The following is a 25381-nucleotide window of genomic DNA, read 5'->3' as shown; positions in this document are numbered from 1 at the left end:
GCGTCGCGGTCGGTCACGCGGGGGAGTGGTCCAGCAGCAGCGCGACCGTGAACAGCACGGGGAGGCATCCGATCGTCGAGATGAACACGACGTCCCGGGAGAGGATCTCGCCCACACCGTAGCGCTGGGCGAAGTTGAAGACGTTCTGCGCGGTCGGGAGCGCGGCGAGGACGACGACGATGAACACCTGCTCGGCGGGCAGCCCGAACCACGTGGCGATCAGCCAGGCGAGAGCGGGCATCGCCACGAGCTTCAGTGCGGAGGCGATGATCACGTCGAGGCGGCGGCCCGGCTCGGTGAGCACGCGCTGTCCGTAGAGGGACATGCCGTACGACATCAGCAGCACCGGGACGCACGCGCCGGCGATGAGGTGCAGCGGGTCGAACACGATCGGCGGGAGGTCGATTCCGAGCACCGCGACGAGGACGCCGAGCGCCGAGCCGATGAGCATCGGGTTCTTCGCCGTCTGCCGGAGGATGCGCCAGGGCGAACGCGAGCCCGAGGTCGCGGCATCCAGGACCGACAGCGCGATGGGCATGAGCACCAGCAACTGGAAGAGGATGACGGGGGCGGAGTACGCCGCATTGCCCAGCATGTAGAGCGAGATCGGGATGCCGATGTTGTTGCTGTTCACCTGACCCGCCGACAGCGCACCGATCACCGTCTCGCCGACGCGACGTTTCAGGATGACGGCCGAGACGAGGGCGTAGACGCCGATGATGACGGCCGCGGTGATCATCGACACGGGCAGGAGCGCCGAGAACAGGGTGGCGACGTCGGCCGTCGCCAGCACGGTGAACAGCAGGAACGGGGACAGGACGAAGAACGTCAGGCGACTGAGGACGTGCCGCGCGTGCGGACCGAGCAGGTCGATACGGGCGATCACGTAGCCGACGACGACCGCGAGCCCGACGACCGCGAAGCCGGTCAGGACACCGGTCACGCGCGGAACAGGGGAGAGGGCGCGGGGGCGAGGGAAGGCATCCCTCCGAGAATAGTGCGCTCGTCGCGCGATCGAATCGTTACACGGGGGCCGCCGGGAGCATGGTCGCGCCGCCGATAGCATCGGCTCACGGCCGCGAATCGGGGAGAATCCGCGGCTCGTTCACCACCGAGAGGAAAACACGTGCGCATGTTGCGGGAGAAGAGGGCGCCCTGGGCGCTGGGTGCATCGATCATCGTGGCCGCGGCCGCGTTCGGCCTGACAGGCTGCTCGAGCCCGGCACCGACGACGGGGGACGACACGGCGAAGGCCGCACCGTCGTCGAGCGCGAAGACGGATGACGGCGACTCCGACGACGACATCGACGAGGATCTCGACGATTACGCCGGGGACATCGACGACGCGAACGCCTCGAGCTTCGACACGGCACAGGCGGTCGCCGACGCGTTCGTCGCGGCGGGCGGCACGTGCGCCAACCCGACGGACTCCGGCCTGTCGATCGCCACCTCTTCCGTCGACTGTGCCGGGGTGTCCGGTCGAACCCAGACGATCGCGGTGTTCGCGACCGCCGACGAGGCGCAGAAGTGGTTCGACGCCCAGACTGTCGTCAAGGGCGGCGAGGTCACGAGCTACCTGCTCGGGGAGAACTGGGCGATGGTCGCCGACGGCGCGGCGATGAACTCCGCGCAGAAGCTGGGCCTGCGCACGCAGACGCTCGTCATGCGCTGAGCGAGGTCGCGGTCTCCGGCGCGTCAGCGCGAGCCGGAGACCGCGACCTGCTGTGCGGCCGGCGCGCTGTGCGCGGGGGACGGAGCGATCTCGGTCACCTGCTGACGGGGCGCGAAGACGGAAAGGGCCACGACGTGCCCTCCGATGATGAGTGCGACGGCGAGGGCGGCGGCACCCAGCCAGGATGCCCGGATCGCGGGCCGTCTGCGGGGCACGGAGCGCTTCCGCGCGACGCGGGTCGGGGGTGCGTCCTCGGGGACGTTCTCGGCGTCGGGGAGCAGGCTCCAGGGAGCCGTCTCGAGGCCGAGGAGGTCGAGGACGTCGAGGTCAGCGGCATCCGGGATCTCCGTCTGTGCGACGTGGGCCAGCGCCGTCGCCCGTTCCGCGACGACGGACGCGTCGGGGCGGTCGGACGGGTCGAAGGAGGTCATCGCGACGAGAAGCGACGACCATTCGCGCCCGAGGGAAGCGGGGATCGACGGGGTACGCGAGAGGCGCGCCAAGACCGTCTCCTGCAGCGTGCCGCCACCGTAGGGATGCAAGCGCGTCAGCGCCTCGATGGTCAGGAGGCCGAGCGCGTAGATGTCGGAGGCGGGACGAGGAGCCTCGCCGCGGACCTGCTCGGGTGCGAGGTACGCGGCCGTTCCGATCACGGTCCCCGGGGTGGTCAGGCGGGCGGCGTCGACGAGGTGGGCGACGCCGAAGTCGGCGAGCACCGCCTCGAAGCCGTACGGGGAGTGTCGCGTGGGGCGGAGGAGCACGTTCGACGGCTTGACGTCGCGGTGGACGACTCCGGTGGCATGCACCGCGGCGAGACCCCGGGCGAGATCGGCGAGGAGGGTGGCGACGAACGCGGGTTCGAGCGCGTCCTGCTCGATCCGGCGCTGGAGAGAGGGCCCGTCGACGAACTCCATGACGAGGTAGATGTGATCGCCGCCGTCCAGACGCGCGTCGTAGAGCGTGACCAGCGACGGGTGGTCGAACGCGGCCAGGACGCGTGCCTCGGCGAGGCGCCGCGACGGCTCGGAATCCGCGGCACGATCGGTGTGGAAGAGCTTGATCGCGACGTCACGCCCGAGCACCGTGTCGCGTGCGCGGAAGACGCGTCCCATGCCGCCAGCGCCGACGCGTTCGGAGAGGATGTAGCGGCCGCCGAGCGTGTCGCCGGTGTGCGGAATCGCGGCGTCGATCGACTGGCTCATCAGGTCCTTCGGTTCGTCGATGTGGGACGTGCGCGTGGCACCTTTCCCTCTTCGGAACGTACGCGCGCCGGGGTGACCGAAACCGGGGGTGGTGCGGTCGCGGCGCGAGGGAGATAATGCGGCGCTTCTGGCGTGATCGCCCGGTCTCCCAGCGAACAGGGATGCTCTCTCAGCGCTTCGCGGGTAAGCCGATAATGCACATTATGTCAGTTTGAACGGGAGTCGCCCTCCTCCCACCGCGGGTCCTGCTCGAGCGGGATGCCGTCAGGACGACGGCCGGTACCCGTCCCGCAGACGCGTTCCCGTGCGAAATCGGAAAGGCTCAGGAGAAAGAACGAGAGACGCGCACGGTTCAAGTCCTCATCGCCATTCACGCCGATTTCGTACAATACGGCGGGCCTTTGTACAGACGGAAGAAACGGATGACGATGAGCGACGCTGCGCCTCCCGACGGTTGGTATCCCGATCCCGGCAGCCCGGGCACGCAGCTGCGCTACTGGCGCGACGGGCGATGGACGGAGCACATCCACCCCCTGGTCTCCGCTGACAACGCGGCGGGCGCTCAGCCCGGCGTCGCGGCGGCGACCGGGGATGCCCAGAATCCGCCGAAGAAGCGCCGCACCGGCCTCATCGTCGGTCTCGTGGGCGGGTTCTCCGCGGTCGTCGTCGCCGTGGCGGCGTTCTTCGCGTGGGGCCTACCCGCCTTGACGGGACCTCAGCTCACCACGCAGGACGACTGGCCCTATGCGTGGGCGCCGCTTCAGGACAACGTCGATATGAACCAGACATTCACCTTCCCCGCCGATTACGACCTCGATGCGAAGGCCGCCGAGAACGGCGACCAACGCGACACGTCTTTCGCGTTCGAGCTGTTCACGGATTCCAGCCTGACCCATCACGCCGACTACACCGCGCACCAGTACGACCGCGACGTGGAGATCGGGCCGGGGCTCGGCGCCTCCCATCTCCGGTTCCACTGGGAAACGGACACGATCGACAATCCCGACGACCGCGAGTTCGAGATCAACGGCGGCCGCTCGGCGTGGGGCGTGCACGACACGTATTACCTCGTGCAGAAACTCGACAAGGCCGGGAATCCGCTCGAAAAGCCGATCGTGCACCCCTTCCGGGTGGCGCGGGCGCTGGCGATGCCGCAGGTGAACTACGGCGTCAATCCCAACGGCACTCTCCAGATGTCGTGGGACCCGGTGCCGGGAGCGACGGAGTACCTCGTCGCGGTGTCGTCGTGGGACGGCGAGCGCCGGCAGGTGTGGCTGGTCGGCTCGACGAAGGTTCCGACGTGGTCTCCCCCGATCAGGGATCCCTTCTCCGGCGAGCGCGAGACGGTGGAGCAGGAGCAGAACCAGGGCCTTCGGACGTACGCGATGTGGAGCGCCGCCGAGATCGAGGGGCAGGCAGATAACGGCGGGGCCGTGAACGCGCTCGACAACGACACGAGCGAGTACGAGTACGGTGTGATCGCCACGGACGGGACGGGCTTCTCGGCGATGCAGCCGACCGATGCCAACACCGTTGCGGCGTCCCTCCCCCAGGAGATTCCGCTCTACCTCAAGAAGCAGCAGTTCCCCAACGGGCAGATCGTCGACTCTCTCGACAAGATCTCGACCCGCTTCTTCTTCACGTCCGTGGACGGGGCGACGCGCCAGACGGCGGCCTACATCGACCCCGATGACGTGGCCCTGCAGAAAGAAGGCGTGCGGATGCACCTGAGCGGGCTGGGCACCGGTCTCGGATGGCCGATGTACCTCACGGTCAGGGACGTCGACGCGGCGAAAGCGCAGATCAACGCCTTCAACGAGCGGGTGAAGGCCGAGCTGCCCACGACAGGACTCCCCCAGGTCACGACGATCTCCGCGCCCATCCAGGGCGATCCCAGCCAGTACACACCGTCGACCACGGCACCCGATGTCGACTACCCCGTTTCCGGCACCGATGAGTTCACGAGATACCTCGCCGCGAACCTCGTCGCGCGCGAAGACGCGATCGACGTCTCGGCCTATGTGGATCGCGCCGGGATGCCGGAGCTCAGCGACGCGATCGGCGAAGCGGTCTACCAGAACCCCTATGTGCTCGGCTATCGCGGGTACACCGTGAAGGGCGACATCGTCTACGTCAGCTATGCGAACGACGCGGAGACGACGAAGCGGTTGCAGGGCGAGATCGCCTCCGTCGTGGGAGATGCCGTCGCGAAGGTCACGACGTCCGACATGAGCGCGGCGGACAAGGCCAGCGCTCTGAACCAGTGGCTCGTCGACACCGCGAGCTACGACAAGGCTGCCCTCGAGGCGGGCAAGGCGACCCTCGGGTTCCCGTCCGGATTCGCGCACGCGTGGGACCCGAGCGGCGTGCTGCTGTCGGAGAACGGCAACACCGGTGTGTGCGCGAGCTACGCCGCCGCCTACAAGGCCCTGATGGATGCCGCGGGCGTCCCGTCCGTCGTCGTCACCGGCGACGTGCTCGACGGGGGCGGACACGCATGGAACAAGGTCCAGGTGGACGGGAAGTGGCTCGCGGTCGATCCGACGTGGAACGACGGCGGGGACCCGACGGAGTACCTGATGATCTCGGATGCGCAGTTCACCGGCTCGGCGACCCGTACCGAGTCGAACGACTGGATGGTGGACAACCGGATCGCCGACTACGCGACGCCGTGACGCCGGCCCGGGCGGCGGCGTGCGGCGCCGCCCGGGGACTGGTCAGCGCACCCAGTGCGAGGTCACGTCCAGCACGCGCGAGCCGCTGAGGTCGGCGAGGGAGAGACCCGCGAACCGCAGCGCGGACTCCGAGGTCTGCCACCGGAACCGTGGCGCATCGGTGACGGCCGCCTCGACGACGGTCTCCGCGGCATCCTCCGCCGACTGCGCACTCGCGAACGAAGTCGCCGCCCGGTCCAGGTACGCCTGCTGGAGAGCGGCATAGGGTCCCGGTTCCGCCCGCTCGACCGAGGCGGTGAACGACGACGCGACGGCACCGGGCTCGACGATCGACACGTCGATGCCGAAGGGGGCGACCACGGGGGCGAGGGACTGCATCAGCCCCTCGACGGCGAACTTCGCGGCGCAGTACGCGTCGGAGAACGGCTGGCCCACGGCTCCCCCGACGCTCGTGACGGTGACGATGCGACCGCTCCCCCGCTCGCGCATGCCGGGGAGGACCAGGCGGGTGAGTCGGGCGACCGAGAGGTAGTTCGTATCGAGCTGCGCCTGGAGATCCTCGTCGGTGAGCTGCTCCAGGGTGCCCACGGCGCCCCGGCCCGCGTTGTTCACGAGGATGTCGAGCGGCCCCGCGTCTGTTACGAGGTCGCGCGCGCCGGCGGCGTCGGTGACGTCGAGGGCACGGATGTCGAGCTCGACCCCCGCCGTCGCGGCGGCCGCACGGAGCGCATCGGCTCGACTCGTGTCGCGGACGGTGGCGATGACCTGGACGCCCGTTCGCGCGAGGCCGATCGCGGTGTGGAGGCCGATGCCGCTGGAGGTGCCGGTGACGAGTGCAGTTGTCATGGGGCCATTGTCGTGGGTGCGGTTGTCCGGATGCTATGAATCGGGGCGGTTCCGAGAACCCGCGCCCGTCGCGTGATCGATCGCGCGACTACTCGACCTCGGCCACCCGGATGAGGAACGCCCCGGGGGCACGGTCGCTGTCGAGCTCGACGAGGAGACCCCTTTCGGACAGCTCCACCGGCACGGGCGTCGCGGCCATGCACGAGACGGACAGAGGATCGACCACGGGCGTCCCCGACGACGTCGAGATGCGCCCGGTCATCATCTCGGGACCCGCGCACTCGAGGGTGACTGTGTAGGTGCCCGGATCGATCGTCTGGTTGTCGCTGCGGTGGGGAGCCACACGACCGCTGTCGCCGAACGTCCCCCATGACTGCCAGAGGTACTCCCCCACCTCGGCGTCGGCGACCTCGTCGTCGAAGTACCCGGCCCACGGATCGGGCGTCGGAGGGGCGGTCGTCGTCGGCACCGTCGGCGAGGGAGTGAGAGGAACGGCCGAGGGCGGTTCCGCATCCGCACCCGTGCACCCCGCCAGGGTGCCGAGCGCGATCGCGGTGCCGGACAAGGTAAGAAGGCGCGCGTTCGAGGGGGACATCGGGCGATCCTAGGCACGGGGATGCCGGAATGCCAGGGGGTCGCGTACCCGGCACCCGGAACGATCGCCTCTCACCCGCCCGGGGTGAGCTCCACCCACGCGCCGCCGAACTTCGGAGCACGACCATCGCCCGACGAGGTACCCGCGAGGCGCCGACGCACCCAGGGAGCGACGTGCTCGCGGTAGTACGCGGAGCCCTTCAGGCGCTCGATCTCGGGGATCTCGCGCAGTCGCCACCACTCGGGCGGGGCCGACAGGCCGACCGCCTGGAGGACGCGCGCGGCGACGCGGTGGTGTCCCCGGGGGTTCATGTGCAACCGATCGACGGACCAGAACTCTCCCCCGGCGAGCTCGCGATCGAACCAGTTGTAGGCCGTGATGACGTCGGGGCGGGGGGCGAGTCGCTCCTCGACGGCTGTGGACAGTCGATCACCGCGCATCTGCAGCACACGCCCGAGCGGCAGCCCCGCGGACGGGTTCGCGCCTGAGAGGACGATCAGCTGCACGCCCTCCTCATCGCAGCGCCGCAGCACGTGCTCGAAGAACCCGACGATCCGTTCGAGGTCGGCCCGCGGGCGCAGCATGTCGTTCCCGCCGCCGTTGAAGGACAGGTGCGTCGGACGCAGGGCCAGCGCCGGCTCGAGCTGCTGCTCGACGATGGGCTGGATGAGCTTGCCGCGGATCGCGAGGTTCGCATACTGGATCGGTTCGCCCGCGGCATCCGCCCATCCCTGGGCTGCGAGGTCGGCCCACCCTCGCACGGTGCCGTCGGGGAGTTCGTCGCCGACTCCTTCGGTGAACGAGTCGCCGATCGCGACATAGCGGACGGATGCCATTGCTCGAGCCTACGCGGCCGTCACTCCCCTCGAGCGTCCCAGGCACGCCACGAGGGATGCCGCGGTGACGGCGCGTGAGGGACACTCGACGCCGTGGACCCCTCCGGAGGCACCCGCCTCAGGACAGGGCGCGACCCCGTTGCTCCCGGAGGAACAGCGCGGCGACCACGGCGACAGCGAAGAACGCCGCGAACACGACGAACAGCAGCGGGGCGCCGCCGGCGGCCAGCAACGGCGGGACCGAGAGCGGCGCGAGGATGGACGCGATGCGCCCGACGCCCGCGGCCCAGCCGGCACCGGTACCGCGGAGGGTCGTGGGGTAGGTCTCGGGGGTGGCGGCGTACAGGGCGCCCCACGCGCCGAGGTTGAAGAACGACAGCAGCATCCCGGTCCCGATCACCGCGAGCTCCCCCGACGCCGTGCCGAAGAGCACCGCGGCGATCGCCGAACCGGCGAGGAAGGTCGCGAGGGTCGCGCGTCGCCCCCAGGCCTCGATGAGCCACGCGGCGACCGCGTATCCGGGGAGCTGCGCGAGGGTGATGATGAGCGTGAAGCCGAACGAGCGCACGAGGTCGTAGCCCTGGGCCACGAGGATCGTCGGGATCCAGATGAAGGCGCCGTAGTACGAGAAGTTCACGCAGAACCACAGCACCCACAGACTCGCCGTGCGCACCCGGAGGGCCGGTGCCCACAGCGCGCCGACGCGCGCGCGAGGGGCGGGAGCGGATGCCGGGCGCGTGTCGCTCGACGGCTCGAGCGACACGCGCCCGGCGGCGGCCTCGAGGTCCCGCACGATCGCGACGGCTTCGCTGTTGCGACCCCGCGACGCCAGCCACCGAGGCGACTCCGGAAGGCCCCAGCGCACGATCAGGGCGTAGACCGCGGGGATCGCACCGAGCGCGAACGCCCACCGCCACCCGTCGGCCGAGGACGGGACGACGAGGTAGCCGATGATCGCGGCGGCCGTCCACCCGACGGCCCAGAACGCCTCGAGGAACACGATGACGCGTCCTCGGATGCGCGCCGGGGCAAACTCGCTCACGTAGGTGGAGGCCACGGGCAACTCCGCACCGAGACCGAGGCCCACGAGGAAGCGCAGCACGAGCAGGGCCGCGAGACCGCCGACCAACGCGCTCGCGCCGGTCGCGGCACCGTAGACGAGGAGCGTGAGGGCGAAGACCTGGCGTCGGCCGAAGCGGTCCGCGAGGAGTCCGCCGAGACTCGCGCCGATCGCCATCCCCGCGAAGCCGGCCGAGGCGATCCACGACGCCTGGGCGGGCTCCAACTGCCACTGCGCCGCCAGCGCGGCGATGATGAACGAGATGAGCCCGACATCCATGGCATCCAGGGCCCAGCCCAGTCCCGAGCCGCCCAGGATCTTCCCGTGACGTCGGGTGAACGGCAGGGCGTCGAGACGTTCGGACACTCGCAGGGTGTCGGTGCTCGCGCTCACGAGACCGCCGCGTCGGAGTCCGTGTCGGCGAGCATCTCCCGCACGAGGGGCAGCACGCGCGTGCCGTAGAGCTCGATGCTCGACATCAGGCGGTCGTGCGAGATCGAGCCGCTCGCGAACTTCATCTGGAAGCGCGAGGCGCCCAGCGTTCGCACGGTCGCCGCGATCTTCGTCGCCACGGTCTCGGGAGAGCCGATGTACATCGCGCCCTCGGGACCGACGTCGTGCTGGAAGCGCAGGCGGTTGTACGCGGGCCAGCCGCGCTCGCGGCCGATCGTCGTGTTGAGCTCGGCGACCCCCTCGTACGCTTCGTCCCACGCCTGCTGGTCGGTGGCCGCCACGTGACCGGGCGAGTGCACCGAGATGGGCATCGCGGGCTTGCCGAACTCCTGCAGCGACTGCCGGTAGAGCTGCCCGAACGGGCGGAAGCGGGCGGAGGACCCGCCGATGATCGCGAGGACGAGACCGTAGCCGTAACGAGCCGCGCGGACGACCGACTCGGGAGATCCGCCGACACCGACCCACGCCTTCAGCCCGTTCTCGGTCTTGGGATACACGTCGGCATCCCGGAGTCCGGCACGCGTGCGCCCCGACCAGGTGACGGGCTTCTCGTCGAGCAGGAGGGAGAACAGCTCGAGCTTCTCCTCGAACAGCTGCTCGTAGTCGTTCAGGTCGTAGCCGAACAGCGGGAAGGACTCGATGAACGATCCGCGTCCGAGGATGACCTCGGCGCGACCGTTCGAGACGGCGTCGAGCGTCGCGAACCGCTCGTAGACGCGCACGGGGTCATCGCTCGAGAGCACGGTCACGGAGGTGCCGAGGTGGATGTTCGTCGTGCGGGCCGCGGCCGCGGCGAGGACGATCTCGGGGCTGGTGACCGCGAAGTCCTTGCGATGGTGCTCCCCCACCCCGAAGAACGACAGCCCGACCTGGTCGGCCAGCACCGCCTGCTCCACGACGTTGCGGATGGTCTGCGCGTCGCTCTGCAGCGACCCGTCGGGACCGCGCGAGATGTCTCCGAAGGTATCGAGGCCGAGCTCGACGGGGGTGGCGTCCATGGGATCTCCTTGCATTCGGATGAATGAACTTTACGCGAGGGGGAAACATTCCCCGCCACGGACGAGGGGCGCCGCAGAAGCGACGCCCCTCGAAGGGATCAGACGGATGCCAAGGCGGCCCGCAGCGTGTCGAGACCGACGCCGCCGATGTCGAGCGCCCGGGTGTGGAACTCCTTCATCGAGAAGTCGGCGCCGCGGCGCTGCTGCTCCTCCTCGCGGACCTGCTCCCAGATGCGCTGGCCGACCTTGTACGCCGGGGCCTGCCCCGGCCAGCCGAGGTAGCGGTTGACCTCGAAACGGACGAACTCCTCGCTCATGTTGACGTTCTTCAGCATGAACGCGAGGGCGTAGTCGTGGTCCCAGGTGCCGGTGCCGTCGAGGCGGGGCTTGCCGAGGTGCACGCCGATGTCGAGCACGACGCGCGCGGCGCGCATGCGCTGCCCGTCGAGCATGCCGAGGCGGTCGGCGGGGTCGTCGAGGTAGCCGAGCTGCTCCATGAGGCGCTCGGCGTACAGCGCCCAGCCCTCGGCGTGGCCGCTCGTGCCCGCCAGCAGACGGCGCCACGAGTTGAGCTGCGCGCGGTTGTAGACGGCCTGGGCGATCTGCAGGTGGTGACCCGGTACGCCCTCGTGGTACACCGTGGTGAGTTCGCGCCAGGTGTCGAAGGTGTCGACGCCCTCGGGGACCGACCACCACATGCGGCCGGGCCGCGAGAAGTCGTCGGTGGGCCCGGTGTAGTAGATCCCGCCCTCGTTCGTGGGGGCGATCATGCACTCGAGCTCGCGGATGGGCTCGGCGATGTCGAAGTGGGTCCGCCCGAGCTCCTCCACGGCCTTGTCGCTCGTGCGCTGCATCCACTCCTGCAGGGCTTTCGTGCCGCGGAGCTTGCGGGACTCGTCCTTCTCGAGGAACGCGACCGCCTCTTCGACGCTCGCCCCGGGGAGGATCTCGTTCGCGATCGCCTCCTGCTCGGCGACCATCCGAGCCAGCTCCTCCGCGCCCCAGTCGTACGTCTCGTCGAGGTCGATCTCGGCGCCGAGGAACTGGCGGGAGTGCAGGGCGTACATCTCGCGGCCCACGCCGTCGGCCTCGCCCGCGACGGGGGCGAGCTCGGAGGAGAGGAAGGATGCCAAGCCGTCGTACGCGACGCGGGCGGCACCCGCGTTCTCGTCGAGCTCCCGCGCCAGGGAGGCGGGCAGCTGACCCTCGGCGGGAGCGGCTCCCGCGGCGAACTCCGCGAAGAAGCCCGTGTCGGCGGTGTAGCGGCCGATCTGCGTGACGACCTCGCTCACCTGGCGGCGTGCGGGGACGACACCCTCGGCGATGCCGCGGCGAAGCGTCTCGACGTAGCCCTCGACGGCGGCGGGCAGGGCCTTCATGCGCTCGGCGATCGTGACCCAGTCTTCGACCGTGGCGGTCGGCATGAGGTCGAAGGTGGCGCGGATGTCCTGCGCGGGCGAGGCGATCACGTTCAGGTCGCGCAAGTGCGTCTTGGCCTCGTGCTGCTCGATCATCAGGTCGAGCTCGCGGACGAGGTCCATCTTCGTGACCGCGTCGATCCCGTCGACGGGCTCGGCGGCCTCGAGCGCGGCCTTCGTCGAACGCGCGTCGGCGGTGAGGGCCTCGGCGCCCTCGGGGCTGTAGTCGCCGAAGCGGCCGTTGTACTCGTCGCGCCCGATGTAGGTGGCCAGCGTCGGGATGCGCTCCGCCAGGGTGTCGACCCACGCCTCGGCGATCGTGTCGATCGGCGTGGGGGTGCGTTGTGCGTCAGTCATCCTTCGAGCCTAGGGAAGCCGGAGCGGTCACGCATCCCTCCGCGCGGCGCGCCGGACGACGCGGTCACCCTCCGCCCCGGGACGCGACCGTTCTCGACGCGGCGGGCTCACGCGCGCCGGGGCGAGCGCGGCGCGGCGGGCTCACGCGCGCCGGGGCGAGCGCGGCGCGGCGGGCCCACGCGAGCCGGGTCGAGCGCGGCTACGGGGCCGCGCGCGCCGGGTCTAGCTCGGCCACGGGGCCACGCGCGCCGGGTCGAGCGCGGCTGCGGGGCTGCGCGAGCCGGGCCCAGCGGCTCAGTGGCCCGCTTCGTCCCAATCGCCTCCGCGACCGATCTGCACGTCGAGCGGTACCGAGAGCTCGGCCGCGTCCGCCATCCGGGCTCGCACGATGCGCTCCACGGCATCCCACTCCCCCGGCGCGATCTCGACGACGAGTTCGTCGTGGATCTGCAGCAGGACGCGCGAGCGCAGACCCGCGGATGCCAGCTCCTCACGGATGCGGAACAGCGCGACCTTCATGATGTCGGCGGCACTGCCCTGGATCGGGGCGTTCAGCGCGGCGCGCTCGGCGTTCTCACGCAGCACGCGGTTCATGCTCGTCAGGTCGGGGAACGGCCGGCGCCGACCGAAGATGGTCTCGGTGTAGCCGTCCTGGCGCGCCTGCTCGACCGAGCCGCGGAGGTAGTCGCGGACGGCGCCGAAGCGGGCGAAGTACTCGAGCATGAGCTTCTTCGCCTCGGACTGCTCGATGCGCAACTGCTTCGAGAGCCCGAACGCCGAGAGGCCGTACACGAGGCCGTACGACATCGCCTTGACCTTGGTACGCATCGCGGGCGTGACCTCGGCGGGCTCGACGCCGAAGACGCGCGCCCCGACGAAGCGGTGCAGGTCTTCGCCCGAGTTGAAGGCCTCGATGAGTCCGGGGTCGCCGGAGAGGTGCGCCATGATCCGCATCTCGATCTGGGAGTAATCCGCCGTCAGCAGGGTCTCGTAGCCCTCGCCCACCTCGAACGCGGCGCGGATGCGCCGGCTCTCCTCGGTGCGGATCGGGATGTTCTGCAGGTTCGGGTCGGTGCTCGACAGGCGCCCGGTCTGGCTCCCCGTCTGTACGTAGGTCGTGTGGATGCGGCCATCGGGTCCCGTGGCCGTGTCCAGCGCATCGATGATCTGCTTGAGCTTGGTCGCTTCGCGGTGCTTGAGCAGCAGGTCGAGGAACGGGTGCGGGGCGCTCTCCTGCAGATCGGCGAGGGCCGCCGCATCCGTCGTGTATCCGCTCTTGGTCTTGCGCGTCTTCGGGAGCTGCAGCTCGTCGAACAGCACCTCCTGCAGCTGCTTGGGCGAGCCGAGGTTCACCTCGTGTCCGATCGCCGCGTACGCGTCGCGGGCGAGGGCGTCGGCGCGTGCTCCGAGCTCGGCGGAGAAGCCCGACAGCTTCGCGTGCGAGACCGCGACGCCCGCCAGCTCCATGTCGGCGAGGGCCGTGAGGGTCGGCATCTCGATGTCGTCGAGGACCTCGGCCACGCGCTCGGGAAGGTCGGCGCGCTGCGCCTCGGCGACCCGCCGGATGAACCACGCGAGCTGACCGGGCGTTGCGCCCTCGGTCTCGGGGACGAGCTGCGTGGGGTCGGCCTCGGGGAGCTTCTCATCGAGGTAGCGCTGCACGAGGTCGCCGAGCGTCTTGTCGGGGAAGCTCGGGCGCACGAGCCACCCGGCAAGGATGACGTCGGACGCGATGCCGCCGAGCGCGATCCCCTCGCGCAGCAGCGCCTTCACCTGCGGCTTCGCGTCGGCCATCACCTTGGGAGTGTCGGATGCCAACCACTCGGCGAGGGCGTCTCGGACGGCCGGCGTCCACGCGGCCTCGGCCGCCGCGTCGGCGCGCGCGAGACCGATCTGGGCGGGGGTTCCCTGCGCCAGTACGAGGGTGAGGCCGACCGTGTCGGTCGACGCGGCCGCCCACGCTGCAAGCGCGTCGGCGCCGAGCGTCGCCGGGGTGGGTGCCGTGGCCGTCGGCTGGGCCTCTTCGGCGGCGTCACCCGCATCTCCCCCGAGGGCGTCGAACACGCGCGGCAGCAGGGTGCGGAACTCGAGGCGCGCGAAGATGTCGCGCACGGCCTGGCCGTCGAGCGGCTTCATCTGGAGGTCGGAGGGCCCCACGGGAAGCTCGACGTCGCGCAGCAGACGGTTGAGTGCCCGGTTGCGCCTGACACCGTCGAGGTGCTCGCGGAGGTTGTTGCCGACGACGCCCGTGACCTTGTCGGCGTTCTCGAGCAGGGCGTCGAGCGAGCCCCACTGCGTCAGCCACTTCACCGCGGTCTTCTCGCCGACCTTCGGGACACCCGGCAGGTTGTCGCTCGTCTCGCCCACGAGAGCGGCGATGTCGGGGTACTGCTCCGGGGGCAGCCCGTACTTCTCGATGACGGCGGCGGTGTCGTAGCGCTTGAGCTGCGACACGCCTTGCACGTTGGGGTACAGCAGGGTGATGTCGTCGGTCACGAGCTGGATCGTGTCGCGGTCCCCCGAGCAGACGAGCACCTGGAAGCCCTGCGCTTCTCCCTGCGTCGCGAGGGTGGCGAGGATGTCGTCGGCCTCGAAGTCCTCTTTCTTCAGGACCGGGACGCCCATGGCCTCGAGGCACTCCTGCAGCAGCGGGATCTGTCCCTTGAACTCGGCGGGCGACTCGCTGCGGTTCGCCTTGTACTCGGCGTACTCGCGGGTGCGGAACGACTGCCGTGAGGTGTCGAAGGCGACGGCGAGGTGCGTCGGCTTCTCGGCTTTCACGAGGTTCACGAACATCGAGAGGAAACCGTAGATGCCGTTGGTGTGTTGGCCGTCCTTCGTCGAGAAGTTGTCGACGGGCAGGGCGTAGAACGCCCGATAGGCCAGCGAGTGGCCGTCGACGACGAGGAGGGTAGGCTTTTCGGCATCCGTCACCCCTCCAGCCTAACGAGGACCACGGACACTGCCCCCGGCCCGGCCCCGATCACGTCGATGACACGAAGGCGATGATGACGTCCACGATCCCCGACCCCCTGTCCGGCCTCGACTGGGTGAAGAAGCGCGGAATGGGCGCTCTCGCCGAGAAGATGGGCTTCGAATGGGTGGAGTTCACCATCGATCGATGCGTGGCGACCATGCCCGTCGAGGGCAACACCCAGCCCGTCGGCCTCCTGCACGGCGGCGCCTACGTGGTGCTGGGCGAGTCGCTCGGCTCGATGGCGGCGAACCTCCACGCCGGCGAGGGGAAGCTCGCGGTCGGCATCGACATCAACGCCACGCACACGCGATCCGCGACCTCCGGCCGCGTCACCGGCGTCTGCACGCCGATCCACCTCGGGCGGAGCCTGACGGTGCACGAGATCGTGATCTCCGACGACCAGGGGCGTCGGTGCTCCACGGTGCGCATCACGAACATGATCAAGGACGCGCCGCAGGGCTGAGCCGCGCGGGGCCTGGTGGCTTCGACGAGCTCAGCCACCTGTCTCGCGTTCCTTCGGGGTGAGCAGCGCGCGGGGCCCGGTGGCTTCGACGAGCTCAGCCACCTGTCTCGCGTGCCGTCGGGGTGAGCAGCGCGCGGCGTTCGGTGGCTTCGACGAGCTCAGCCACCTGTCTCGCGTTCCTTCGGGGTGAGCAGCGCGCGGGGCCTGGTGGCTTCGACGAGCTCAGCCACCTGCCGGGTCGGTGCCCCTCCGCTGAGGTCCCTGAGCCCGTCGAAGGGACCGGTCGTCCCGCCCCCACCAACGAAAAATGGATGCCACCTCGGTGGCATCCATCTCTCGAAAGTCGCGGTCAGCCCTTCTTGGGAGCCAGCTGCTCGATGATCGCCTTCGCGACGTCCTGCATGGTCAGACGGCGGTCCATGGACGCCTTCTGGATCCAGCGGAAGGCCTCCGGCTCGGACAGGCCCATCTTCTCGTTGAGCAGGCCCTTGGCCCGGTCGACGAGCTTGCGGGTCTCGAAGCGCTCGACCATGTCGGCGACCTCGGCCTCGAGCGTGATGATCTGCTCGTACCGGGCCAGGGCGATCTCGATCGCCGGCAGGAGGTCGTTCGGCGTGAACGGCTTCACGACGTAGGCCAGGGCACCGGCCTCGCTCGCACGCTCCACGAGCTCCTTCTGGCTGAACGCCGTCAGCAGCACGACGGGCGCGATGTGGTTCTTGCTCAGCTTCTCGGCGGCGCTGATGCCGTCGAGTTGCGGCATCTTCACGTCCATGATCACGAGATCCGGGCGGAGTTCGGTCGCCAGCTGCACGGCGGTCTCGCCGTCGCCGGCCTCGCCGACGACGTCGTAGCCGTTGTCGCGGAGGATCTCGACGATGTCGAGACGGATGAGCGACTCGTCCTCCGCCACGACGACGCGGCGGGGGGCGGCGGGCGCGGAGGCCGGAGCGGCTTCTTGATCAGTCACGTGACCATCCTAGGACGGGGAGGGCGCATCGCCCGCGAAACGGCGAGGATGCGATAGGGGCTGGACAACACCGGGCCGACTCGGAAGAGCCGACCCGTGGTCGTACCGGTGGTGGGACTCGAACCCACACGTCTTTCGACAGAGCATTTTGAGTGCCCCGCGTCTGCCATTCCGCCACACCGGCTTGTGTTCGCGAACTCCCAATGTACCGGGAGAACACGAGCGACGACGCGCGCCGGCGGAACCGGCGCGCGTCGTCGGACGATCAGACTTCCTGGTACCCGGGGGCCGCGCCGTGGACGGCGTCGCCGACGCGGTGCACGCGCAGGTCGTTCGTCGAGCCGGCGATTCCGGGAGGGGAACCCGAGATGACGACGACCTTGTCGCCGACCTTCGCGAGGTCGTTCGACAGCAGGTAGTCGTCGACCTGGAGGAACATCTTGTCGGTGTGCGACACGTGCTCCACCAGCGTCGAGCGCACGCCCCACGTGAGGGCCAGACGGCGACGGATGCCGGGCTCCGGCGTGAACGCCAGCATCGGGATCGTGGAGCGCAGACGCGACATGCGACGCGCCGAGTCACCCGATTCGGTGAACACGCAGAGGTACTTCGCCTCGACGAAGTCGGCGACCTCGACGGCGGCGAGCGTGATGGCGCCGCCCTGCGTGCGGGGCTTGTTGGTCAGGGGCGCGATGCGCTCCAGACCGTGCTCCTCGGTCGAGGCGACGATGCGAGCCATGGTCTCGACGACCACGACCGGGTAGTCGCCGACGCTGGTCTCGCCCGAGAGCATGACCGCGTCCGCGCCGTCGAGGACGGCGTTGGCGACGTCGGAGGTCTCGGCGCGCGTCGGCACCGGGCTGTTGATCATCGACTCGAGCATCTGCGTCGCGACGATGACCGGCTTCGCCATGCGGCGGGCGAGCTCCACGGCGCGCTTCTGCACGATCGGCACGGCCTCGAGCGGCAGCTCGACGCCCAGGTCGCCACGGGCGACCATGATGCCGTCGAACGCGTCGATGATCTCTTCGAGGTTGTCGACCGCCTGCGGCTTCTCGATCTTGGCGATGACGGGCACGTAGCGCCCCTCCTCGGCCATGATCTCGTGCACGCGCTCGATGTCCTTGGCATCCCGGACGAAGGAGAGCGCGATCAGGTCGGCGCCCGCGTTCAGGCCCCAGCGCAGGTCGGCTTCGTCCTTCTCGCTCAGGGCGGGGACGTTGACCGCGACGCCGGGCAGGTTGATGCCCTTGTTGTTCGAGACGGGACCGCCCACGATGACGCGGGTGGTCACCACGGTGCCGTCGGTCTCGACGACCTCGACGCGGACCTTGCCGTCGTCGATGAGGAGGAAGTCGCCGGGGCGGACGTCCTGGGGCAGACCCTTGAAGGTCGTGCCGACGATCTCCTTGGTGCCGAGGATGTCTTCGATCGTGATCTTGAAGATGTCACCGGGCAGGAGTTCGTGCGGGCCGTTCTCGAACTTGCCGAGGCGGATCTTGGGACCCTGGAGGTCGACGAGGGCGGCGACCGGGCGGCCGGCGTCCTCTGCCGCCTTGCGCACGTTGGCGAAGTTGGCGTCGTGCACGGAGTAGTCTCCGTGGCTCAGGTTGAGGCGGGCGACGTCCACCCCGGCGTCGATGATGGCGCGAACCATCTCATACGACGACGTGGCGGGCCCGAGTGTTGCGACGATCTTGGCGCGTCTCATCCGGTTTCAAGCTCCGTGAAATTATCGGGAAGTGGCCGATCGGCCCTTGCCAGCTTAGGCGGGCAGCAGGCCGATGGCGACATCGGTCGGACGCACGGGTGCGGGGAGCACCGTCTCGCCCATCAGGTACGTGTCGACCTCGGCGGCGGCCGCGCGGCCCTCGGCGATGGCCCACACGATGAGCGACTGTCCGCGACCGGCGTCGCCGGCCACGAACACGCCCGGGGTGGACGTGGCGTAGGTCGCGTCGCGCTCGACGTTGCCGCGGTTGGTGAAGCGCGTGCCGAGCTGGTCGCCGAGGTGCTCGCTCTCGGGGCCGGTGAAGCCCATCGCGATGAGCACCAGGTCGGCGGGGATCTCGCGCTCGGTCCCGCTCTTGGGGACGCGACGGCCGTCGACGTACTCGGTCTCGGCGACGCGCAGTGCGCGCACCTCGCCCGCGGCGTTGCCGAGGAACTCCACGGTCGAGGCAAGGAACGTGCGCTCCCCTCCCTCTTCGTGGGCGGATGCCATCTCGAACAGGTTCGGCATCATCGGCCAGGGCTGCTCCGCCGGACGCTCCGACGGCGGCTGCTTGCCGATCGCGAGGTTCGTCACGCTCAAAGCACCCTGACGGTGCGCGGTGCCGATGCAGTCCGCACCGGTGTCGCCGCCGCCGATGACGACGACGTGCTTGCCCTCGGCCGAGATCTGCTGCGGCACCTGGTCGCCCGCGACAGCTTTGTTGCCCTCGACGAGGTACTCCATGGCGAAGTGGACGCCGTCGAGGTCGCGGCCCGGGATGGGCAGGTCGCGCGGCACGGTCGACCCGGTGGCGACCACCACGGCGTCGTAGCGCGCGCGGAGGTCGCTCCACGAGATGTCCCGGCCGATCTCGACGCCGGCGCGGAAACGCGTGCCCTCGGCCTGCATCTGGCGCAGGCGCAGCTCGAGGTGGCGCTTCTCCATCTTGAAGTCCGGGATGCCGTACCGCAGCAGTCCGCCGATGCGGTCGTCGCGCTCGTAGACGGCGACCGTGTGACCGGCGCGCGTGAGCTGCTGGGCTGCGGCGAGGCCGGCGGGGCCGGAACCGACCACGGCGACCGTCTTACCGGTCAGGCGCTCCGGGGGCTCGGGCTCGACCCAGCCGTTGGAGAAGGCCTCGTCGATGATCGAGACCTCGACCTGCTTGATGGTGACGGCCGGCTGGTTGATGCCGAGCACGCACGAGCTCTCGCAGGGCGCGGGGCACAACCGTCCGGTGAACTCCGGGAAGTTGTTCGTCGCGTGCAGGCGCTCGATCGCCGCGCGGCCCTCGCCGCGCCACGTGAGGTCGTTCCACTCGGGGATCAGGTTCCCGAGAGGGCACCCCTTGTGGCAGAACGGGATGCCGCAGTCCATGCAGCGGCCGGCCTGGCGGCGGATGACGGCCGAATCACCCGGCTCGTACACCTCTTTCCAGTCCATGATGCGCACGGGCACCGGTCGACGCTTCGGGAGCTCGCGCTCCGTGACCTTGAGAAAACCTTTCGGGTCAGCCACCCGTCACCTCCAGAATGCGCGTCCAGACGACGTCGCCGTCGGGGTCGAGCCCCTCGGCCAATGCCTCCTGGCGGGTCTGCAGCACAGCGGCGTAGTCGCGCGGCAGCACCCGGACGAAATTGTGCACCTCGGTCTCGAACTCCTCGACGAGACGACGGGCCAACGTGGAATCGGTCTCCGCGACGTGCTTCTCGAGCAGATCGCGGAGGATCTCGGCATCCCCGGATCCGAGTTCTCCGAGGACGAGCTCACCGGATGCCAAGGCCTCGCGGTTCACCAGGTCACGGTCGAGACGGTAGACGTAGGCCTGCCCGCCCGACATGCCGGCGCCGAGGTTGCGGCCCGTGGAGCCGAGGATCACGGCGAGACCACCGGTCATGTACTCGAGCGCGTGGTCTCCCACGCCCTCGACGACCGCGGTGGCCCCAGAGTTGCGGACGAGGAAACGCTCGCCCACGACACCGTTCAGGAACATCTGCCCCTGGGTCGCGCCGTAGCCGATGACGTTTCCGGCGATGACGTTCTCGGAGGCCGCGAACGTCGACCCGCGCGGCGGGCGCACGACGATCGTGCCGCCCGACAGGCCCTTGCCGACGTAGTCGTTCGAGTCGCCCTCGAGACGCAGCGTGATGCCGGCGGGCATGAACGCACCGAACGACTGCCCGGCTGAACCGGTCAGACGCACGTCGATCGAGCCCTCGGGGAGGCCGTGCTCGCCGTGGGCCTTCGTGACGTGGTGGCCGAGCATCGTCCCCACCGCGCGCGCGGTGTTGCGGATGGGCAGGTCGATCGTGATCTTTCCGCCCCGGGCGATGACGTCCTGCGCGCGCTCGATGAGCTGCACGTCGAAGTGCTCCTCGAGCTCGTGGTCCTGGTTGCGGCCGTGGCGGCGCGGCTCGTCGTCCGCGAACCGCGGGCCCTCGAGGATCGGGGCCAGGTTGAGGCCGCGCGCCTTCCAGTGCTCGACCGCGCCGTTGACGTCCAGGAGCTCCGCGTGCCCGACGATCTCGTCGATCGAGCGGTACCCGAGGGCGGCGAGGTACTCGCGCACCTCCTGGGCGATGAACTCCATGAAGTTCACGATGTACTCGGCCTTGCCGGTGAAGCGCGAGCGCAGGACCGGGTTCTGCGTCGCGACGCCCACGGGGCAGGTGTCGAGGTGGCAGACGCGCATCATGATGCAGCCCGAGACCACGAGCGGAGCCGTGGCGAAACCGAACTCCTCGGCGCCGAGCAGCGCGCCGATGATGACGTCGCGGCCGGTCTTCATCTGACCGTCGACCTGCACCACGACGCGGTCGCGCATGCCGTTGAGCATGAGCGTCTGCTGCGTCTCGGCGAGGCCCAGCTCCCAGGGGGTGCCCGCGTGCTTCAGCGAGTTCATCGGGCTCGCGCCCGTCCCGCCGTCCTGGCCGGAGACGAGGATGACGTCGCTCAGTGCTTTGGCGACACCGGCTGCGACCGCACCGATACCCGACTGGCTGACGAGCTTCGTGTGGATGCGGGCCTTCGGGTTGGCGCGCTTGAGGTCGAAGATGAGCTGCTTGAGGTCTTCGATCGAGTAGATGTCGTGGTGCGGCGGGGGCGAGATGAGCCCGACGCCCGCGGTCGCGTGGCGCGTCCGCGCCACCCACGGGTACACCTTGGTCGGCGGCAGCTGACCGCCCTCGCCGGGCTTGGCACCCTGGGCGAGCTTGATCTGGATGTCGTCTGCCTCGGTCAGGTAGAGGCTCGTCACCCCGAAGCGACCGGATGCCACCTGCTTGATGGCACTGCGACGGGTGGGGTCGAGCAGGCGGTCGACGTCTTCGCCGCCCTCACCGGTGTTCGACTTGCCGCCGATCTGGTTCATCGCGACGGCGAGGACCTCGTGCGCCTCTTTGGAGATCGAGCCGTAGCTCATCGCTCCGGTCGAGAAGCGCTTGACGATCGCCGACACGGGTTCGACCTCGTCGATCGGCACGGGCGGACGGACGCCCGTGCGCAGCTCGAAGAGCCCGCGGAGCGTCTTCAGCTCGTGCGCCTGGTCGTCGATCAGCTGCGTGTACTCGCGGAAGATGTCGTACCGGCGCTCGCGCGTGGCGTGCTGCAGGCGGAACACCGTGTCGGGGTTGAAGAGGTGCGGGGCACCGTCGCGACGCCACTGGTACTCACCGCCGGTCCACAGGCGCTCGTGCGCCCGCGCCGCGGCATCCTCGGGGTAGGCGTACTCGTGCCGCGCGGCGTTCTCGGCCGCGATGACGTCGAGCCCCACGCCGCCGAGCTTCGACTCGGTGCCGGTGAAGTACGCGTCGACGAACTCGCGCGACAGACCCACCGCTTCGAACACCTGGGCGCCGGCGTACGAGGACACCGTCGAGATGCCCATCTTCGACATGATCTTCAGCACGCCCTTGCCGAGCGCGTAGATCAGGTTCTTGACGGCCTTCTCCGGGGTGACCCCGGTGATGAAGCCCGCGCGCACGAGGTACTCGACGGTCTCCATCGCGAGGTACGGGTTGACCGCCGACGCGCCGTAGCCGATGAGCGTGGCCACGTGGTGGACCTCGCGCACGTCGCCGGCCTCGACCACGAGCCCGACCTTCATGCGGGTCTCTTTGCGGATGAGGTGGTGGTGCACGGCCGCGAGCATGAGCAGCGACGGTATCGGCGCCAGGTCCTTGTTCGAGTCACGGTCGCTGAGCACGATGAACTCGGCGCCGTCCTCGATGGCCTGGTCGACCTCGGTGCACATCTGCGTCAAGCGCTTCTGCAGGCCCTTGTGCCCCGCCTCGACGCGGTACAGCCCGCGGATCGTCACCGACGACCGCCCCGGGAGGGCGGTGTCGATGTGCTGGATCTTCGCGAGCTCGTCGTTGTCGATCACGGGGAAGTCGAGCGTCACCGTGCGGGTGTGCTCGGGACCCCAGTCGAGGAGGTTGCGCTCCGGACCGAGACCCAGAGACAGCGAGGTCACGACCTCTTCGCGGATCGAGTCGAGCGGCGGGTTGGTGACCTGTGCGAACTGCTGCGAGAAGTAGTCGAACAGCAGACGCGGACGGTCGCTCAGGACGGCGACGGGGGCGTCGCTGCCCATCGCGCCGAGCGGCTCGGCGCCGGCCTGCCCCATCGGGGTGAGCAGCAGGCGCACCTCTTCCTCGGTGTAGCCGAAGGTCCGCTGGCGGCGCGTGATCGAGGCGATCGGGTGGACGATGTGCTCGCGCTCCGGCAGCTCGCTGAGCTTCACGCGTCCGGCGTCGACCCACTCCTGCCAGGGTTCGAGCGCGGCGAGGCTGGCCTTGATCTCCTCGTCCTCGACGATGCGGCGCTCGGCCGTGTCGACGAGGAACATGCGACCCGGCTGCAGGCGTCCGCGGCGCTTGATCCGCTCGGGGGCGAAGTCGAGCACGCCGGTCTCGGAACCGATCACGACGAGGCCGTCGGTGGTCTCGGTCCAACGACCCGGGCGCAGGCCGTTGCGGTCGAGGGTCGCGCCGACGAGCGTGCCGTCGGTGAAGATCAGGGCGGCGGGCCCGTCCCACGGCTCCATCTGCATCGAGTGGTAGTCGTAGAAGGCGCGCAGATCGGGGTCGATCGTCGCCTGCTTCTCGTACGCCTCGGGAACCATCATCATGATGGCGTGCGGCAGGCTCCGGCCGGTCAGGGTGAGCAGCTCGAGGACCTCGTCGAAGGATGCCGAGTCGCTCGCCCCCTCGGTGCAGATGGGCAGCAGCGGGCGGACGTCGCCGATCAGCTCGGACTCGAGCTGCGACTGGCGCGCGCGCATCCAGTTGCGGTTGCCCTTGACCGTGTTGATCTCACCGTTGTGCGCGAGCATGCGCAGCGGCTGGGCGAGCGGCCACGACGGGAAGGTGTTCGTCGAGTACCGCGAGTGCACCACGGCCAGCTCGGACGCGAACCGCGCGTCCTGGAGATCGGGGTAGAACGGCTCCAGCTGCAGCGTGGTGACCATGCCCTTGTAGCCCAGGGTGCGGCTCGACAGCGACACGAAGTACGCGTCGAGCTCGTGGCGGGCGCGCTTGCGCAGGCGGTAGACGCGCCGGTCGAGGGCGATCCCGGACAGGGCGGGCTGCTCGCCGACGGCCGGACGCGAGACGAACAGCTGCTCGAACGCCGGGCGCGCCTCGAACGCGAGCTTGCCGAGGTTGTCGGGCTCGGTCGGCACCTCGCGCCAGCCGAGCACCTCGAGGTTCTCGTGGCGCGCGATCTCTTCGATGCCCGCTTTCATGGCGGCGCGCTCGTCGTGCCCGAGGGGAAGGAAGACCATCCCCGCGGCGTACTCCCCCACCGGCGGCAGGGCGAAGTCCACGACCTCGCGCAGGAAGGCATCCGGCATCTGGGTGAGGATGCCGGCGCCGTCGCCGGTGCCGGCGTCGGAGCCGATGGCACCACGGTGCTCGAGGTTGCGCAGCGCGGTCAGGGCCAGGTCGACGATGTCGTGCCCGGCCTCGCCGCGGAGAGTCGCGACCATGGCGAGGCCACAGGCGTCTTTCTCGAACGACGGGTCGTACATTCCCTGTCGGGCCGGGAATGAGCCTCCGACGGTGTCGGAGCGCAGGCTGGAAGCCATATCAACCGTCCTCACGTTGATGCTTCGAATGGGACGACGTCGGCCCAGAGGTTAGTTCGTGGCGGGGCTGCTTGTGGCGCTGGTGCCGACGGTGTCGCTCGTCGCGGGCGGCTCGCTCACGTCGACGAAGTCAGAGGGGTCGGTTGAGTCTACAGCCCCCGGAGCCTTCGATTCGCGCCCGGGTGCGTACGGGGACGGCTCGAGGCCGTGGTGACGGCGCGACTGGACGATGAAGATGACCAGACCGAGCACCACGCCGAAGATCGCGGCCCACACGTTCGTGCGGAGGCCGAGGATGATGTCGCTGGGGTCGACGCGGATCGACTCCCACACGATGCGTCCGGCGCTGTACCACACGAGGTAGATCGCGAACTGCTTGCCCCACTGCAGGGTGAAGCGCTTTCCGACGTACAGGATGACGGCGGCGCCGAGCAGGTTCCAGATGACCTCGTACAGGAACGTGGGGTGGAAGAGCGTCCCCGCGGGCAGCCCGACGGGGATCGCCGGGTTGCCCGGCGCGATCTCGAGGCCCCACGGCAGATCGGTGGGCTGTCCGAACAGCTCCTGGTTGAACCAGTTGCCGAAACGACCCATCGCCTGGGCGATGATGAGGCCCGGAGCGAGGGCGTCGGCGAAGGTCCAGAAGCGGATGCCGCTCCACTTGCAGCCGAGGATCGCGCCGATGGCGCCGCCGATGAGGGCGCCGTAGATCGCGATCCCGCCCTCCCAGATGGCCCACACGGAGCCGGGCTGGGTGATGTTCCAGGGGTTCGAGCCCGGCCCGAAGTAGAAGCCCGCGTGGGTCGCGACGTGGTAGATGCGGGCGACGATGATGGCCAACGGCACCGCCAGGAGGCAGATGTCGATGACGACCCACTTCTCCGCGCCGCGACGCGTCAGACGCGCGTTCGTGAGCAGCAACGCCACGATGATGCCCGCGACGATGCACAGGGCATAGAAGTGGATACGGAGCGGACCGAGATCGACGAAGGAGATCGTCGGACTCGGGATGCTGGCGAGCACGCCGGAGGCGGCGCTCGAGAGGGCGAACGTCATG

The 25381-nt window shown here is 69.6% G+C and carries 17 protein-coding genes and 1 tRNA gene; 3 read left to right on the top strand and 15 right to left on the bottom strand.

Going from position 1 to position 25381, the window contains the following annotated elements; all coding sequences use genetic code 11:
- Positions 1-13: 13 nt before the first annotated feature.
- The gene (locus tag MTES_RS17735) at positions 14-943 is read right to left on the bottom strand and encodes an AEC family transporter (RefSeq protein ID WP_013586661.1); all 930 of its coding nucleotides are present in this window, start codon (positions 941-943) and stop codon (positions 14-16) included.
- 183 nt (positions 944-1126) lie between these two features.
- Here MTES_RS17735 and MTES_RS17730 point away from each other — a divergent pair, with 183 nt between their 5' ends.
- Positions 1127-1672 (top strand): hypothetical protein, encoded by a 546-nt coding sequence (locus tag MTES_RS17730; RefSeq protein WP_013586660.1) that lies wholly within the window; start codon positions 1127-1129, stop codon positions 1670-1672.
- 23 nt (positions 1673-1695) lie between these two features.
- On the opposite strand, the gene MTES_RS17725 is transcribed toward MTES_RS17730, so the two are convergent.
- Entirely contained in the window at positions 1696-2874 is a 1179-nt protein-coding gene (locus tag MTES_RS17725; RefSeq protein ID WP_013586659.1) for a serine/threonine-protein kinase, read from the bottom strand.
- A gap of 428 nt (positions 2875-3302) precedes the next feature.
- On the opposite strand from MTES_RS17725, the gene MTES_RS17720 reads away from it, so the two are divergent.
- Entirely contained in the window at positions 3303-5549 is a 2247-nt protein-coding gene (locus MTES_RS17720; RefSeq protein WP_013586657.1) for a transglutaminase domain-containing protein, read from the top strand.
- Positions 5550-5591: 42 nt separating this feature from the next.
- On the opposite strand, the gene MTES_RS17715 is transcribed toward MTES_RS17720, so the two are convergent.
- From MTES_RS17715 to polA, 7 genes are all read right to left on the bottom strand, one after another.
- Positions 5592-6395 carry an SDR family oxidoreductase gene (locus MTES_RS17715; protein WP_013586656.1) on the bottom strand — a complete coding sequence of 268 codons (804 nt, stop codon included), beginning with the start codon at positions 6393-6395 and terminating at the stop codon, positions 5592-5594.
- A gap of 88 nt (positions 6396-6483) precedes the next feature.
- The gene (locus tag MTES_RS17710) at positions 6484-6990 is read right to left on the bottom strand and encodes a hypothetical protein (RefSeq protein ID WP_013586655.1); all 507 of its coding nucleotides are present in this window, start codon (positions 6988-6990) and stop codon (positions 6484-6486) included.
- Positions 6991-7061: 71 nt separating this feature from the next.
- Positions 7062-7826, bottom strand: a complete 765-nt coding sequence (locus MTES_RS17705; protein WP_013586654.1) for an SGNH/GDSL hydrolase family protein — start codon at positions 7824-7826, stop codon at positions 7062-7064.
- Between the two features lie 118 nt (positions 7827-7944).
- Positions 7945-9279, bottom strand: a complete 1335-nt coding sequence (locus tag MTES_RS17700) for an MFS transporter (protein WP_013586653.1) — start codon at positions 9277-9279, stop codon at positions 7945-7947.
- A complete protein-coding gene (locus tag MTES_RS17695; protein ID WP_013586652.1) occupies positions 9276-10337 on the bottom strand; it encodes an LLM class flavin-dependent oxidoreductase in 1062 nt (353 codons plus the stop codon). The genes MTES_RS17700 and MTES_RS17695 overlap by 4 nt, the downstream gene beginning before the upstream one ends.
- Before the next feature lie 98 nt (positions 10338-10435).
- Positions 10436-12112, bottom strand: a complete 1677-nt coding sequence (locus MTES_RS17690; protein WP_013586651.1) for a DUF885 domain-containing protein — start codon at positions 12110-12112, stop codon at positions 10436-10438.
- Positions 12113-12406: 294 nt separating this feature from the next.
- Positions 12407-15046 carry a DNA polymerase I gene (gene polA, locus MTES_RS17685; protein ID WP_013586650.1) on the bottom strand — a complete coding sequence of 880 codons (2640 nt, stop codon included), beginning with the start codon at positions 15044-15046 and terminating at the stop codon, positions 12407-12409.
- A 74-nt stretch (positions 15047-15120) separates the two neighbouring features.
- Here polA and MTES_RS17680 point away from each other — a divergent pair, with 74 nt between their 5' ends.
- Positions 15121-15552: a hotdog fold thioesterase gene (locus MTES_RS17680; protein WP_013586649.1), complete on the top strand. Its 432-nt coding sequence runs from the start codon at positions 15121-15123 to the stop codon at positions 15550-15552.
- A 349-nt stretch (positions 15553-15901) separates the two neighbouring features.
- On the opposite strand, the gene MTES_RS17675 is transcribed toward MTES_RS17680, so the two are convergent.
- The 6 genes from MTES_RS17675 to lgt form a co-directional block, all read right to left on the bottom strand.
- Positions 15902-16522, bottom strand: a complete 621-nt coding sequence (locus MTES_RS17675; RefSeq protein ID WP_013586648.1) for an ANTAR domain-containing response regulator — start codon at positions 16520-16522, stop codon at positions 15902-15904.
- A gap of 103 nt (positions 16523-16625) precedes the next feature.
- A tRNA-Leu gene (locus MTES_RS17670) sits at positions 16626-16706 on the bottom strand.
- 81 nt (positions 16707-16787) lie between these two features.
- Complete coding sequence (pyk, locus tag MTES_RS17665) at positions 16788-18233, bottom strand: pyruvate kinase (RefSeq protein ID WP_013586647.1); 1446 nt, start codon at positions 18231-18233, stop codon at positions 16788-16790.
- A gap of 54 nt (positions 18234-18287) precedes the next feature.
- Positions 18288-19754: a glutamate synthase subunit beta gene (locus MTES_RS17660; RefSeq protein WP_013586646.1), complete on the bottom strand. Its 1467-nt coding sequence runs from the start codon at positions 19752-19754 to the stop codon at positions 18288-18290.
- Positions 19747-24324: a glutamate synthase large subunit gene (gltB, locus tag MTES_RS17655; protein WP_013586645.1), complete on the bottom strand. Its 4578-nt coding sequence runs from the start codon at positions 24322-24324 to the stop codon at positions 19747-19749. Before gltB ends, MTES_RS17660 begins: the two co-directional genes overlap by 8 nt.
- A 51-nt stretch (positions 24325-24375) precedes the next feature.
- A complete protein-coding gene (gene lgt, locus MTES_RS17650; RefSeq protein WP_013586644.1) occupies positions 24376-25380 on the bottom strand; it encodes a prolipoprotein diacylglyceryl transferase in 1005 nt (334 codons plus the stop codon).
- Between the last annotated feature and the right edge of the window lies 1 nt (position 25381).

Origin of the sequence: Microbacterium testaceum StLB037, assembly GCF_000202635.1 — a bacterium.
Classification (GTDB): Bacteria; Actinomycetota; Actinomycetes; order Actinomycetales; family Microbacteriaceae; genus Microbacterium; species Microbacterium testaceum_F.
Note: the sequence above shows the minus strand (reverse complement) of the source record. Positions and strands in the feature narration are given on the sequence as shown.